The organism is Paraburkholderia sp. EB58, assembly GCF_050436665.1.
Lineage (GTDB): Bacteria > Pseudomonadota > Gammaproteobacteria > Burkholderiales > Burkholderiaceae > Paraburkholderia.
The window spans coordinates 333,288-347,422 of the sequence record NZ_JBNDMQ010000005.1 but is presented as its reverse complement, the minus strand read 5'-3'; the positions used below and the strand labels follow the sequence as shown (position 1 = coordinate 347,422).

The 14,135-nt window shown below is 62.0% G+C and carries 15 protein-coding genes; 3 read left to right on the top strand and 12 right to left on the bottom strand.

The window, feature by feature from the left end:
* Positions 1–172: 172 nt before the first annotated feature.
* Positions 173–1,156 carry a DMT family transporter gene (locus P3T40_RS10450; RefSeq protein ID WP_429267602.1) on the top strand — a complete coding sequence of 328 codons (984 nt, stop codon included), beginning with the start codon at positions 173–175 and terminating at the stop codon, positions 1,154–1,156.
* A gap of 14 nt (positions 1,157–1,170) precedes the next feature.
* Here the strand turns inward: P3T40_RS10450 and P3T40_RS10445 are convergent, their stop codons facing one another.
* Together P3T40_RS10445 and P3T40_RS10440 are read right to left on the bottom strand one after the other, a co-directional pair.
* On the bottom strand, positions 1,171–1,503 hold the full coding sequence (locus P3T40_RS10445) for an RnfH family protein (protein ID WP_429267601.1): 333 nt from the start codon (positions 1,501–1,503) through the stop codon (positions 1,171–1,173).
* Positions 1,500–1,937 carry a type II toxin-antitoxin system RatA family toxin gene (locus tag P3T40_RS10440; protein WP_429267600.1) on the bottom strand — a complete coding sequence of 146 codons (438 nt, stop codon included), beginning with the start codon at positions 1,935–1,937 and terminating at the stop codon, positions 1,500–1,502. Before P3T40_RS10440 ends, P3T40_RS10445 begins: the two co-directional genes overlap by 4 nt.
* Positions 1,938–2,037: 100 nt before the next feature.
* On the opposite strand from P3T40_RS10440, the gene smpB reads away from it, so the two are divergent.
* On the top strand, positions 2,038–2,484 hold the full coding sequence (gene smpB, locus P3T40_RS10435) for an SsrA-binding protein SmpB (protein ID WP_074264297.1): 447 nt from the start codon (positions 2,038–2,040) through the stop codon (positions 2,482–2,484).
* Positions 2,485–2,494: 10 nt separating this feature from the next.
* On the opposite strand, the gene P3T40_RS10430 is transcribed toward smpB, so the two are convergent.
* The 3 genes from P3T40_RS10430 to ppsA all read right to left on the bottom strand — a co-directional run bounded on the left by P3T40_RS10430 (position 2,495) and on the right by ppsA (position 6,530).
* Positions 2,495–3,427: an SPFH domain-containing protein gene (locus tag P3T40_RS10430; protein WP_429267599.1), complete on the bottom strand. Its 933-nt coding sequence runs from the start codon at positions 3,425–3,427 to the stop codon at positions 2,495–2,497.
* Positions 3,428–3,517: 90 nt separating this feature from the next.
* A complete protein-coding gene (locus P3T40_RS10425; protein ID WP_429267598.1) occupies positions 3,518–3,961 on the bottom strand; it encodes an NfeD family protein in 444 nt (147 codons plus the stop codon).
* Positions 3,962–4,121: 160 nt separating this feature from the next.
* Complete coding sequence (gene ppsA, locus P3T40_RS10420; protein ID WP_429267597.1) at positions 4,122–6,530, bottom strand: phosphoenolpyruvate synthase; 2,409 nt, start codon at positions 6,528–6,530, stop codon at positions 4,122–4,124.
* Between the two features lie 555 nt (positions 6,531–7,085).
* On the opposite strand from ppsA, the gene ppsR reads away from it, so the two are divergent.
* Positions 7,086–7,901, top strand: coding sequence for a posphoenolpyruvate synthetase regulatory kinase/phosphorylase PpsR (ppsR, locus tag P3T40_RS10415; protein ID WP_429267596.1), 816 nt, complete (start codon positions 7,086–7,088; stop codon positions 7,899–7,901).
* 166 nt (positions 7,902–8,067) lie between these two features.
* On the opposite strand, the gene P3T40_RS10410 is transcribed toward ppsR, so the two are convergent.
* The 7 genes from P3T40_RS10410 to P3T40_RS10380 all read right to left on the bottom strand — a co-directional run bounded on the left by P3T40_RS10410 (position 8,068) and on the right by P3T40_RS10380 (position 14,086).
* Positions 8,068–8,850: a TrmH family RNA methyltransferase gene (locus tag P3T40_RS10410; protein WP_429267595.1), complete on the bottom strand. Its 783-nt coding sequence runs from the start codon at positions 8,848–8,850 to the stop codon at positions 8,068–8,070.
* Positions 8,851–8,910: 60 nt separating this feature from the next.
* Positions 8,911–9,654, bottom strand: coding sequence for a ribonuclease HII (gene rnhB, locus P3T40_RS10405; protein WP_429267594.1), 744 nt, complete (start codon positions 9,652–9,654; stop codon positions 8,911–8,913).
* A complete protein-coding gene (gene lpxB / locus P3T40_RS10400) occupies positions 9,651–10,820 on the bottom strand; it encodes a lipid-A-disaccharide synthase (RefSeq protein WP_429267593.1) in 1,170 nt (389 codons plus the stop codon). The genes rnhB and lpxB overlap by 4 nt, the downstream gene beginning before the upstream one ends.
* Before the next feature lie 3 nt (positions 10,821–10,823).
* The gene (lpxA, locus tag P3T40_RS10395) at positions 10,824–11,612 is read right to left on the bottom strand and encodes an acyl-ACP--UDP-N-acetylglucosamine O-acyltransferase (protein WP_429267592.1); all 789 of its coding nucleotides are present in this window, start codon (positions 11,610–11,612) and stop codon (positions 10,824–10,826) included.
* Between the two features lie 142 nt (positions 11,613–11,754).
* Positions 11,755–12,222 carry a 3-hydroxyacyl-ACP dehydratase FabZ gene (gene fabZ, locus P3T40_RS10390; RefSeq protein WP_090694092.1) on the bottom strand — a complete coding sequence of 156 codons (468 nt, stop codon included), beginning with the start codon at positions 12,220–12,222 and terminating at the stop codon, positions 11,755–11,757.
* A 185-nt stretch (positions 12,223–12,407) separates the two neighbouring features.
* Entirely contained in the window at positions 12,408–13,487 is a 1,080-nt protein-coding gene (lpxD, locus tag P3T40_RS10385; protein ID WP_429267591.1) for a UDP-3-O-(3-hydroxymyristoyl)glucosamine N-acyltransferase, read from the bottom strand.
* Positions 13,488–13,507: 20 nt separating this feature from the next.
* Positions 13,508–14,086 (bottom strand): OmpH family outer membrane protein, encoded by a 579-nt coding sequence (locus P3T40_RS10380; RefSeq protein WP_429267640.1) that lies wholly within the window; start codon positions 14,084–14,086, stop codon positions 13,508–13,510.
* Between the last annotated feature and the right edge of the window lie 49 nt (positions 14,087–14,135).

The window sequence follows — 14,135 nt, the reverse complement described above, 5'->3', positions numbered from 1 at the left end:
TAGCGAATTTCCGGTGATTTTCCAGGGTCTTTTTCGCGGGGGAATTTCGCTTCGCCGTTCGGGTCAGGTTCGAACCAGTTTCGTTTCGGCAGACGAGTGCAGGATCGAACAAGACACCTCCCGGGCGGGCAGGTAAGCTGCGCACCTGTTCAGTTTTATGTCGGAGTAGTCGATGCAGCGTGGTGTAGCGTACGGCGTCATGGCCGGGGCGTTGTGGGGCATGGTGTTTCTGGTGCCGCGGATGTTGCCCGATTTTTCCCCGCTGCTTCTGAGCGCGGGCCGCTACGTGATGTACGGTCTTGTCTCACTCGTCGCCGCGCTGCCAATGGCGCGCTCGCTCGTCGCCCGGCTGACCCGCGAAGACCTGAGCGCGCTCGTCAAGCTGGCGCTGGCCGGCAACCTGCTCTACTACATTCTCCTGACCAGCGCCGTGCACCTGATCGGGATTGCGCCGTCCTCGCTGATCGTCGGCGTGCTGCCGGTCACCGTCACCCTGCTGGGGCGGCGCGATCACGGTGCCGTGCCGCTCGCCCGCCTCGCCTGGCCGCTGGCCATGGTGGTGGCGGGCATCGCCTGCATCAACGTGGATGTGTTTACGGTCGCCGACGGCGCGTCGGGCACTTCTACCGGCATCTTCGTCAAGCTCGCCGGGCTCGCGTGTGCGGTGGGGGCGCTGGCCTGCTGGACGTGGTTTGCGGTCGAAAACTCCCGCTACCTGCAGCGTCAGACCCATTTCAGCGGCAACGAATGGTCCGTGTTATGGGGGGTTGTGACCGGCGCGCTCGGCGCGGCGTTGTGGGTCCTGATCACCCTGCTGCCGTCCGGCAGCCTGCAGACGACGCTCGCCAGCGAGCGCTGGCACAGCTTCTGGCTGCTCAATCTGGGACTCGCGATCGGCGCGTCGTGGCTCGGCAACGGCCTGTGGAACGCCGCCTCGAAGCGCCTGCCTTTGACGCTTTCAGGTCAGATGATCGTGTTTGAAACGCTGTTTGCACTGCTTTATGCGTTCATTTACGACCACCGGCTGCCGCGCCCGCTCGAAATGGCGGCAATCGCGCTGCTGGTGGCCGGCGTGAGCTGGTCGGTGCGGCAACACGGGGATGACGGCGCGGACAGCGTGTCGATCGAGGAGAAGGCGCAGGCGTCGGCGCATTGACGCGCTGGCGCACCCTAGCGTGAATCCCGATTGGTCCACTTGCGCCCTTCGATCGAGCCTTCCTTGCGGGTCTTTTCGACGCGCCGCTGGCGCGCCGCCTTCGGATCGACGATCAGAGGCCGATAAATTTCCACCCGGTCATGGTCGGCGAGCACCGTATCGAGCGGTTTGAGCTTGCCGAACACCCCGACCTTCTGCTTCTCCAGGTCGATCTGCGGATAGCGCTTCAGGATGCCACTGGCGTCGAGCGCCTGCTGCACGGTCGCGCCTTCCAGCAGTTCAACAGGAATCAGCACCTGCTCATTCGGCAGCGCATAGCAGACTTCGATCGACAGCAGCGCGCTCATGCCTTACCGTAGCGCTGGTCGGCGCGCTTTACGAACGATTCGACGAAGGTGTTGGCGATATGGCTGAACACCGGGCCGATGATCTTCTCGAGGATGATGTTGGTGAATTCGTAGTGCAGCGCGAATTCGATCTTGCAGGCATCCTCACGCAGCGCCGTAAAGCGCCAGTAGCCGGTGAACTTGCGAAACGGGCCGTCCGCGAACTCCATGTCGATGCGCGTAGGTCGCTGCATGCTGTTGCGGGTGGCGAAATGCTGCTTGATGCCCTTGAAGTTGATGTCGATCTTCGCCTCCATGCCGCTTTCGTCCTGGCGACGGATCTCGACCCCGCCGCACCAGGGGAGGAAGTTGGGGTAATCGGCGACGTCGGTCACGAGGTCGAACATCTGTTCCGCCGAATGGCGTATCAACACGGTTTTCTGGACATCTGCCATAAATTGGACAGCACGTGGCAAGGGTGGACAAGCGCCGCGGGCTTTCCTTGCCCCGCTTTGCTAAAATCGTGATTTTAAACGAGTTGGGCACTTTCCATTCATGAGCATCATAGACAACAGAAAAGCCTTCTACGACTATTCGGTCGAAGAACGCTACGAAGCAGGGCTCGTGCTCGAAGGATGGGAGGTCAAGGCGTTGCGCGCCGGCCGCGGGCAGATCAAGGAAGGCTACGTCGTGATCAAGAATCACGAGCTGTTCCTGATCGGCACGCACATCAGCCCGTTGCCCGAGGCGTCGACCCATATCACGCCGGACCCCGTACGCACCCGCAAGCTGCTCCTGCATAGCGAGGAGATCAGCAAACTGATCGGCAAGGTCGAGCAACGGGGTTATACGCTCGTGCCGCTAAACTTTCATTACAAGGGCGGCCGCGTCAAATGCGAGATCGGCCTTGCGAAGGGCAAGAAGCAGCACGACAAGCGCGAGACCGAGAAGAAGCGCGACTGGGAACGTGAAAAGGCCCGGTTGATGCGCAACCCGACCTGAGGTCCACGCTTTATCGCACCTCGGTCGCGCCCTTCCCCTTGTTCACAATGGTCAGCGCCGAGGCGATCATCGCGCTCATATTCGACAGATCGCCCGGCACGATCAGCGTAGTGCCCTGCTTCGCCAGATTGGCGAACGCGTTCACATACTGCTCGGCCACCTTCAGGTTCACCGCTTCCATGCCACCGGCAGACTGGATTGCCGCCGCGATCTTCTGAATGGCCTGCGAGTTCGCTTCAGCCACCGCCAGAATCGCCGCGGCCTGGCCCTGCGCCTGATTGATCGCTGCCTGGCGCTCGCCTTCGGACTTCTGGATCGACGCCTCGCGTCCACCCGAGGCGATGTTGATCTGCTCCTGCTTGCGCCCCTCCGAAGCCGCAATCAGCGCGCGCTTTTCGCGCTCGGCGGTGATTTGCGCCTGCATGGCGTGCAGAATTTCTTTCGGCGGCGTCAGATCCTTGATCTCGTAGCGCAGCACCTTCACGCCCCAGTTCGACGCTGCTTCATCGAGCGACGACACGATACTGTGATTGATGAAGTCGCGTTCTTCAAACGTCTTGTCGAGTTCGAGCTTGCCGATCACCGAACGCAACGTGGTCTGCGACAACTGCGTAATCGCAAACACAAAGTTGCTCGAACCGTACGACGCCTTCATCGGGTCGGTGACCTGAAAGTACAGCACACCGTCCACCTGCAACTGAGTGTTGTCGCGCGTGATACAGACCTGGCTCGGCACATCCAGAGGAATTTCCTTGAGGACATGCTTGTAGGCGATGCGGTCCACGAACGGCACGACGAAGCTCAAACCCGGCGTGAGCGTGGCGTGATAACGGCCGAGCCGCTCCATCACCCACGCGTGCTGCTGCGGCACGATCTTGATGGTCTGCGCCGCGATTACGAAAACGATAATGAGTAACACTACCGCGACGATAGTCGAATCCATGGTTGCTCCATTCTTTGGTTTGAATTGTTATGTTGTGCGCGGGCGGCCACCTCGAGTAGCCGCTTCAGGCATCCGGCGCAGGCACGCGCTTCAGGCGTCTGCCGCCCGCTTGCTGGCCACGACGATAAGACGGCTGCCGTCCAACGCGCTGATCTCATAGATCTTCGCATCCTCAGGCTCGCCGGGCGCGAGTTCGATGTCCCACGCCGCCCCGCGATAGTTGGCGCGCGCCCGCCGGTCACGCCAGCCCGTCACGGCCAAGGTCTGGCCGATATCCAGATTGACGTCGGGATTATCCGCAGCCGCCTTGCGCGGCCTACGGCCGAAGCGCGAACGCCGCAGCAGGAGCACCGCGGCCAACGCCACGAGCGCCGCCAACGCGAACTGCACGTCGGCATTCGCGCCCGAGAGACGCGCCAAGGCGGCCGCCACGAAACCCAACGCGATCATCAACAGATAGAACGTACCGCTCATCAACTCCAGCACGATAAGCACGCCCGCCCCGATCCACCAGAACAGTCCACCTGGCGCCACGTCGACCTCCACAAAGCAAAACACCCCGGATCTACCGGGGTGTTTATAGCACGAAGCTAGTGCAATTTGCCGTGCAGTACGGTCCACTTTGATGAACCGCACCTTCGCCGCAGCCAGCAACGATGCGCGTTGCTTATTTTGCGTTGCTTATTTGCGTTGCTTACTTCTTCGCCGACGACTTAGCCAACGCCTGCCACGTCTCGATGATCGTGTCCGGGTTCAGCGAGATCGATGCAATGCCTTCGTCCGTCAGCCACTGCGCGAAGTCAGGATGATCCGACGGTCCCTGGCCACAGATACCGACATACTTGTTCAGCCGCAGACAGGTTTCAATTGCGCGCTTCAGCATGAACTTGACCGCCGGGTCGCGCTCGTCGAAATCTACCGCGAGCAGCTCCATACCGGAGTCGCGATCGAGACCGAGTGTCAACTGCGTCAGATCGTTCGAACCGATCGAAAAGCCGTCGAAGAACTGGAGGAATTCTTCGGCGAGAATCGCGTTGGACGGCACTTCGCACATCATGATCAGGCGCAGGCCCTTTTCGCCGCGCTTCAGACCGAACTTGCCGAGGAGGCCAACCACCTTTTCAGCCTGCTTGAGCGTACGCACGAACGGCACCATGATCTCGACGTTGTCGAGGCCCATCTCTTCGCGCACCTTCTTCAGCGCGATGCATTCCATCTGGAACGCTTCGGCGAAATCTTCTGCGATGTAACGCGAAGCGCCGCGGAAACCCAACATCGGATTTTCTTCATCCGGCTCGTAACGCGAACCGCCGATCAGCTTCTTGTACTCGTTGGACTTGAAGTCCGACAGACGCACGATGACGGGCTTCGGATAGAACGCCGCTGCGATCGTTGCGATACCTTCGGTCAGCTTGTCGACGTAGAACGCGCGCGGCGATGCGTGACCACGCGCAACGCTTTCGACTGCCTTCTTCAGATCCTGATCGACGTTCGGGTACTCGAGAATCGCCTTCGGGTGCACGCCGATATTGTTGTTGATGATGAACTCGAGACGCGCGAGACCGACGCCTGCATTCGGCAGTTGCGAGAAGTCGAACGCGAGTTGCGGATTGCCGACGTTCATCATGATCTTCACCGGAATCGCCGGCAGTTCGCCGCGCTGGACTTCGGTGATTTCGGTTTCGAGCAGGCCGTCGTAGATCTTACCCTCGTCGCCTTCCGCGCACGAAACGGTCACGAGCGCGCCTTCCTTTAGCAGGTCGGTTGCGTCGCCGCAGCCCACCACGGCCGGCACACCGAGCTCACGCGCGATGATTGCCGCGTGGCAGGTACGGCCACCGCGGTTCGTCACGATTGCCGAAGCGCGCTTCATGACCGGCTCCCAGTTCGGGTCGGTCATGTCGGCCACCAGCACGTCGCCCGGCTGCACACGGTCCATCTCCGACGGATCGTGAATCACGCGCACCGGACCCGCGCCGATCTTCTGGCCGATTGCACGCCCCGTAACGATCACCTGCGACTGGCCCTTCAGCTTGAAGCGCTGCTCGGCCTTGCCCGACGCCTGGCTCTTCACCGTTTCCGGACGCGCCTGCAAGATGAAGATCTTGCCGTCGCGGCCGTCCTTGCCCCACTCGATGTCCATCGGACGCTGGTAGTGCTTCTCGATGATCACGGCGTACTTCGCCAGTTCGATCACGTCATTGTCGGTGATCGAGAAGCGGTTGCGCTGCTCATGCGCCACGTCGACGGTCTTCACGCGGCCCGGCTCACCCGGCTTGGTGAATTCCATCTTGATCAGCTTCGAGCCGATCGAACGGCGGATGATGGGGTACTTGTCTTGCGCGAGCGTGGTCTTGAAGACGTAGAACTCGTCCGGATTCACGGCGCCCTGCACGACGGTTTCGCCGAGACCATAGCTCGAGGTGATGAACACCGCGTCCTTGAAGCCGGATTCTGTATCGAGCGTGAACATCACGCCGGCTGCGCCGACGTCCGAGCGCACCATGCGTTGCACGCCCGCCGACAGAGCGACTTCAGCGTGGGTGAAGCCCTTGTGGACACGATAGGAGATCGCGCGATCGTTGTACAGCGACGCGAACACGTGCTTCATGCGATCGAGCACGTCGTCGATGCCGACCACGTTTAGGTAGCTTTCCTGCTGACCCGCGAACGACGCATCCGGCAAATCTTCTGCCGTAGCCGACGATCGGACTGCGAACGAAAGCTCTTCTGGCGAGCTGTTCTGGAGCGTGTCGAAGCCCGCGCGGATGTCAGCCTCGAGCTTCGGCTGCAACGGTGCGTCGACGATCCATTGGCGGATTTCCTTGCCCGCTTCGGCGAGCGCCTTCACGTCGTCGACGTCGAGCGTCTCAAGACGTTTGGCGATGCGTTCGGTCAGGTTGTTGTGATGGAGGAAATCGCGGAAGGCGAGTGCCGTCGTGGCGAAGCCGGTCGGAACACGAACGCCTGCCTGAGCGAGTTGACTGATCATCTCACCCAGGGACGCGTTCTTGCCGCCCACAATCTCCACATCGGTCATCCGCAACTGCTCGAACGGAACTACATACGCCTGATCCTTTGCGACGTTAACTGCGTTAGTCATACAAGCCCCTAAGTGTGGAAGAAATACACGACTGTGCAAGTGGGCTTGGACGCGAGCGGTCATAGGAACCGCTTGGTGAATCGATAAATCTCGCGTCTTGCACAACCTGTTAGATAAGCAATCGCTTAAATTTCACTCGCAGTTCGCGGAGCCTTGCAACCCGACAACGAAGCGCGCATAAAGCACGACGAAGCCAACGGTTTGACGAAATTGTTCAAATTCGTCGCAAGTTACCGGCAAAAAGCGGGGCGTTGACCGGGCGATAAATGCGAGTTAAGCGCGGTTCGCCTGCAATTGCTTATCCAACAGGTTGCCGCTATTCTACCGTGCCGACTCTCAAAATGTGACAGTCGGACGAGAATTGCGCCTCGAACCGCGCCCCGGACCTGCCGTCGGGCTCATTGCGAGGCCCAGGCTGTCAGGAGTGCGTGAGCGGCGCCCACGGCGCGCCGCGCCGACGCCTCTGTAGTCTCCGGTTAGCCACCGTACAGTGGGCGTCGACGCGACGATGTTAGATTCGAGCGTAATTTCCCGCTCACGTTCCCTGCCCCACTGATGCCGCCCACCGTATTCATCGTCTCCGACGGTACCGGGATCACTGCCGAAACCTTCGCGCATTCGATCCTCTCCCAGTTCGACCAGAAATTTCGCCTGGTTCGGGTCCCTTTCGTCGATTCGACCGAGAAGGCCTACGCGACCCTCGAAAAGATCAACGAAGCGGTCAGGCAGGACGGCCGTCGGCCGATCGTGTTCACGACGCTCGTCGACAGTTCGTCGAACAGGATCGTCAAGGGCTCGAACGCGCTGGTGCTGGACATGTTCCAGACCTTCGTCGAACCGCTCGAACTGGAACTGGAGCTGAAGTCGAGTCACGCAATGGGCCGTGGCCACCAGAACGCGGACACCGAGGAGTACAAGAACCGCATCGAGGCGATCAACTTCTCGCTCGCCCATGACGACGGCCAATCGAACCGCAATCTGGCCGATGCCGACGTGATCCTGGTCGGCGTGTCGCGCAGCGGCAAGACGCCGACGAGCCTGTATCTGGCGATGCAGTATGGCGTGAAGGCAGCAAACTATCCGCTGATTCCGGAAGACTTCGAACGCGGCAAGCTGCCGACACCGCTACTCGAGCACCGCACGAAAATGTTCGGGCTGTCGATCGATCCGCAGCGGCTCTCGGAAATCCGCAACGAGCGGCGTCCGGGCAGCAAGTACGCGGCGCCGGAGAACTGCCGTTACGAGATCAACGAGGCGGAAGCGATGATGCGGCGCGAGGGGATCAAGTGGCTGTCGTCGACGCATAAGTCGATCGAAGAGATCGCGACGACGATCCTGCAGGAGATCAAGCTCGACCGGCAGGCATATTAAGTGAGAGAGAACGGCCGGACCGTAATGCTTCTGGCCGTTCAGCGTGGGCCGCGCAGGCTGCGAACGAGGTCCGCCGTTGCGCTCAGCAAGCGTCGGGGTGTATCAGGTGCATGCAGTGCGTGAAGCGCATTGAACGCTTTGCGTATGCGAGGTGTCCGAGCGCCCGTCAAACGCCGCGCTGCTGGCGGCATTGCTCGAACAGGCACACGGCGGCAGCCGCCGCCACATTCAGCGATTCCATCCCACCCGGTTGCGGGATCGTCACACGAAGCGTGACCGCATCGCGCCACGTCTGCGACACGCCGGCACCTTCGTTGCCCATCACCCAGGCAAGCTGCCCCGACAGATCGCAGTCGTAGATCGCCTCGGCGCCGTGCGAGTCCGTAATCACCACCGGCACGGCAAGGCGCTCGATCAGCGTCTGTGGCTCGACATCTTCGTGAATCTGCAGCAGGAAATGCGCGCCCATGCCCGAGCGCAACACCTTTGACGACCACGCGTAAGCCGTGCCCGGCGCGCAGAACACCTGCTGGATGCCGGCGGCCGCGGCGCTACGCAGGATCGAGCCGACATTGCCCGCATCCTGCACGCCATCTAGCACGACACAGGTTTGCGCAACCCGCTCGGGCAGAGACGGCGCAAGCTTGTCGACCAGCAGCAGAATACCCACGCCGTTGACCACATTCGACAACTGGCCGAACAGCGCATCCGGCAACGTGACGATCCGGTGCTCATCGATCCGGGAGACGATGGCCTGTGCCTCGTCGTGACGCAGCGCCCCCTCTGTGACGAGACAAGTTTCAGGTTGCCCGGCGACATCCAGATACGCGCTCGCAAGATGAAACCCTTCGAGCAGCGCGTGACCGCTGCGACGTTGTTGGTGCGTCGAGCCGGCCAATGCCTTGAGGCGTTTGTAGAGCGGATTGTCCCGCGAGGTGATGGCTTTCACAGGCAGCGAAGACAGTGAGAATGTGAGAAAGGCAGCGGACGAAACATCCGCGCGGGCGCGTCAGGAAAGCGTGGTGCCGTCCCACGGTTCATCCCAAGCCGCGTCCACGACTTCGGATGCGACTATCACCTCCGTGCCGGGGACGCTCACGTTCACGCCCGCAATGCGCAGATGCGCCTCGCGCACGGGTGCAAACGAGCGCCGGTGATGTTCGCACGGACCGTGCTCGCGCAACGCCGCCAGATGCTGTGGCGTGCCATAGCCAGCGTGCGCATCGAACCCATACACCGGAAAGGTCTGATGTAATTGGAGCAGCATCCTGTCGCGCGTGACCTTGGCGAGAATCGAAGCCGCGGAAATGGACTTGACCAGCGCGTCGCCGCCAATAATCGCCTCGCTGCGGATGCCCAGCACCGGACAGCGATTGCCGTCGATCTTCACCAGCGTCGGCACGACCGCGAGGCCTTCGACGGCGCGCTTCATCGCCAGCATCGTCGCGTGCAGGATATTGAGCGTGTCGATCTCTTCGACCGTCGCGGAAGCGACGCAGTACGCCAGCGCCCGCTCGACGATCTTGTCGTAGAGTTCGTCGCGCTTTTTGGCGGTGAGCGCCTTCGAATCGTCGAGGCCGCGGATCATGGGCTTCGACGGATCGAAAATGACCGCTGCGGCCACGACCGGCCCGGCCAGCGGTCCGCGCCCTGCTTCGTCGACGCCACAAACGATCTCGTCCGGAGCGTTGAAGTTAAAGCCGGGTTGCGCCACCGCGACGGACTTGCGCCGGGGCACGCGTGCATGGGTCATCGACGCCCCTTGCGCGTTTCGACCACGTTCGCCACCACTTCCGCGGCGCGCTGGGCTGTATTTTGCTTCAGCACGTGATGCATCTCCGTGAAAATTTCCGTCAGCGTGCGCCGGTTGGCCTCGTCGCGCAACTGTTTCAAGGTGGCATCGGCAAGTGCCTCGGGTGTCGCGAAGTGCTGCAGGATCTCCGGCACCACAAAGCGCCCGGCCAGAATGTTCGGAAGACCCACGTACGGCAGATAGCCCTGCCGCCGCATGATCTGACCGGTCAGCCAGGGCACCTTGTAGGAAATCACCATCGGCTTCTTCAGCAGCGCGGCTTCGAGCGTCACCGTGCCGCTCTTGACGAGGATCGCGTCGGCGGCGGTCATCGCCACCTGCGCGTTGCCTTCTGTCAGCGTCAGCGAGAGGCCCGGACTGGCATCGATCAGAGGCTGCAGCAATTCGCGCAGCGCTGGCGTCGCCACCGGCATCACGAAACGCACACCCGGCTCGCGGTGCTGCATCAACTCCATGGCGGCGAAGAACGTCGGGCCGATCAGATCGATTTCCGAGCGCCGGCTGCCAGGTAGTACCGCGATCACCGGCCCGCTTTCCGGCAGACCGAGCGTGCGGCGCGCGCCCAGGGTGTCCGGTTCGAGCGGAATCTGGTCGGCGAGCGGATGACCTACATACGACGCTGCGACGCCGGCCTTCTCCAGCAGCGCAGTTTCGAACGGAAACACGCACAGCATGTGGTCGACGGCTTTGGCGATCTTCTTGATCCGGCCCCCGCGCCAGGCCCAGATGGACGGGCAGACGAAGTGGATAGTTGGAATGCCGGCCTCGCGCAGCCTGTGCTCAAGGCCGAAATTGAAGTCGGGCGCGTCGACGCCGACAAACGCGGCAGGCGGCTCGGCCAGCAACTGGCGTTTCAGCTCGTTGCGGATGCCGAGAATCCCGGGAATGTGCCGGAGTGCTTCGACATAGCCGCGCACGGACAGCTTTTCCATCGGCCAGTGGGCGTCGAAACCCGTGGCGATCATGCGCGGGCCACCGATGCCGTAATACTGGGTGCCGGCCGGCAACCTACTGCTGAGGCCATCGAGCAGGGACGCGGCGAGCAGGTCGCCGGACGGCTCGCCGGCCACCATCGCGAGCCGTAGCGGACTGGGTTGCAAGGCCATCGACTAGCGGATGATGCCGCGTTGCGACGCGACCACGAAGTCGACCAGCGCCTTCACCGGCGCATCGCCCTCGCCACCTGCGGAGGCAAGCTCAGTCAGTTGCACCTTGGCTTCCTCCAGCGACAAACCGTTCTTGTACAGCAGACGGTAGGCGGCACGCAGCGCCGAAATCGCATCCGGCGAAAAGCCGCGCCGGCGCAGACCCTCGACATTGATGCCATGTGGCTCCGCCTTGTTGCCGGCGGCGATCACGAACGGCGGGATGTCCTGCACGAGTGCCGACGCGCCGCCCAGCATCGAATGCGCACCGATGCGCACGAACTGGTGCACGCCCGACATGCCGCCGACGATCGCGTAATCGCCGATCGTCACGTGGCCGGCCATCTGCGCATTGCTCGCGAGAATGACGTTACTGCCCACGTGGCAGTCGTGCCCGAGGTGCACATACGCCATGATCCAGTTGTCGTCGCCAACCGTGGTGACGCCCGCGTCCTGTACCGTGCCGGTATGGATCGTGGTGAACTCACGAATCGTGTTGCGGTTGCCGATGACAAGCCGGGTCGGCTCGTCTTTGTACTTCATGTCCTGCGGCCGGCCACCGACCGAGGCATAGTGACCGATGCGATTGTCTTCGCCAATCGTCGTGTGACCTTCGATCACGCTGTGCGAGCCGACCGTCGTGCCCGCGCCAATCGTGACATGCGGGCCAACAATGGCATACGGCCCGATTTCAACCGTTTCGTGGAGCTGTGCGCCCGGCTCGACGATTGCAGTGGGATGAATCCTGCTCATGCGCCCTCGCTTCTGATTCCGTTGCGTTATCTGGATGCCGCGCCGGCGTGCGTCGCCTGACCGGCATTCCATTGCTGGCCGCCCCCCAGACGGATATCCATGACACGGACATCCGCCAGCGGCCCAGCGTCACCGGCCGAGATTACTGGCCGTCCGTATCCGTGTGGCGGACTGCGCACATCAGGTCGGCTTCCGCCGCAACCGCACCATCTACCTCAGCGCGCGCCTTGAACTTCCAGATGCCGCGCATATGCCGTTCGAACGTTGCGTTCAGAATGAGCTGATCGCCCGGTTCGACCACGCGCTTGAAGCGCGCATTGTCGATACCGACGAACAGGTACAGCGTATTGGCCGGATCATGCGGCTCTTCCGAGAACGTCAAAAGCGCCGCCGTCTGCGCGAGCGCTTCGAGGATCAGCACGCCCGGCATCACCGGACGGCTCGGGAAGTGGCCCATGAAGTACGGCTCGTTGATCGACACGTTCTTCAGCGCTTTGATGCTCTTGTGCGGCTCGAGTTCGAGCACCCGATCCACCAGCAGAATCGGATAGCGATGCGGCAGCAGCGTGAGAATCTTATGAATGTCGAGATTGATTTTTTCGGTGCTCATGGTGTTTCTGCTCACGCATTGACTGCGCGATGATGACTGCGGATACGGGTTCGGTGGATTGGTAACGCGTGCTGCCGTCGCTTTCCGTGACCCGGCAGCCCATGCTGCCCGGTCACTGCAACCGACGCTTCCTGCTTGATCTGTGTAACCCGCTGCTTGATACCTGGCGGTTGCCTAACCAACGCTCACGCCTTGTTGCCCGGCGCGCTGTCTGCCGCGGCCGCCTCCAGCGCCTTGATGCGGTCGCGCAGCTTGTCGATGTTGCGCAGCAATGCAGCGCTCTTGTTCCAGTCAGCGTGATTCACGGCCGGGAACGCGCTCGTGTACATGCCAGGCTTCAACAGCGACTTCGAGACACCCGACTTCGCCGTGACGATCACATAATCGGCCAGTGTAACGTGTCCGGCAATGCCAACGGCGCCGCCAATCATGCAATGCCGGCCAATATTCGTACTGCCGGCGATGCCTGCGCAACCGGCGATCACCGTGTAGGCGCCGATCCGGCAGTTATGACCGATCTGCACCAGATTGTCGATCTTCACGCATTCTTCGATCACGGTATCGGCCATCGCGCCACGGTCGATCGTCGTATTGGCGCCGATTTCGACATCCGGGCCAATCGACACGCCGCCGACCTGGGGAATCTTCACCCAGCTACCGGTGCGGGCCTCGCCAGCACCGACGAAATCCGGCGCGAATCCGAAACCGTCGGAACCGATCACCGCGCCGGCATGAATGATCACCCGTTCGCCGATCTTGCAGCCGTAGTAGACGCTGACGTTCGGATAGAGGTGCGAGCCCGCGCCAATCCGCGTGCCGCGGCCAATCACGACGTTAGCGTCCAGCCGCACATGCTCGCCGATCACCGCGCCGGCCTCGACCGTGACATGCGGCCCGATCACCGCGCTCGGCGCAATCTGCGCCGACGGATCGATCGTCGCGCTGGCGTGCACGCCCGGCATGGCCTTCGGCGAGGCCAGATCGATGAACGCCTGCGCGACACGCGCGAAGTAAGCGTAGGGATTGGGCGTGACGATGAAATTACGAGCGTCCTGCCCGGTCACCTTCGCGAGATCGTCGGCGCTGATCAATACGGCGCCTGCACGCGTGGTCTCGACCTGCGACAGATACTTCGGGTTGGCGAGGAACGCCAGCTGGTTTGGGCCAGCCTGGTCGAGCGGTGCCAGACTGCCCACGCGCTGCGACCGGTCTCCGATTACTTTGCCGCCGAACTGCTGGACGATGTCCTCGAGCGTAAAAGCCATGCGTGTACTGCTCCTGCTGTTCAGTTGCCGTTGTTCGTGGACGACGTGCCCGAGGTGCCCGTGCTGCCTGAGCTGCCATTGCTCGGCGCCGCCGCAAGCGCCTTCAGCACCTGGTCGGTAATGTCGATACGCGGGCTGACATACACCGCTTCCTGAACGATCAGGTCGTAGTGCTGCTGCTCGGCGATCTGCTTGATCACCTTGTTGGCGCGGTCGAGGACGGCGGCCAGTTCCTCGTTGCGGCGCTGGTTCAGGTCTTCACGGAACTCGCGCTGCTTGCGCTGAAAATCGGTGTCCAGCTGTGACAGGTCGCGCTGCTTCTCGGCGCGGTCGGCCGGTGCCATCGACGCGCCGTTCTTGTCCAGCGCGTCGGACATCGACTTCAGCTTCTGCGCCATATCCTGCAGATCCTTGTCGCGCTTTGCGAACTCGGCCTCCAGCTTGGTCTGTGCAGCCTTCGCAGCAGCCGACTCGCGCAGGATACGATCCGAGTTGACGGCCGCAATCCTGGCTTCCTGCGCGTGCGCTACTCCAACGCCCAAAGTCATTGCCAGCGCAAGCGCGCACGTCGCACGTTTCGAAAACATACCGGTTCGCAAAGTCATCCTCTCGATACTGTAAAGAGGTCCGGGGGTTAGCCCGGACCAT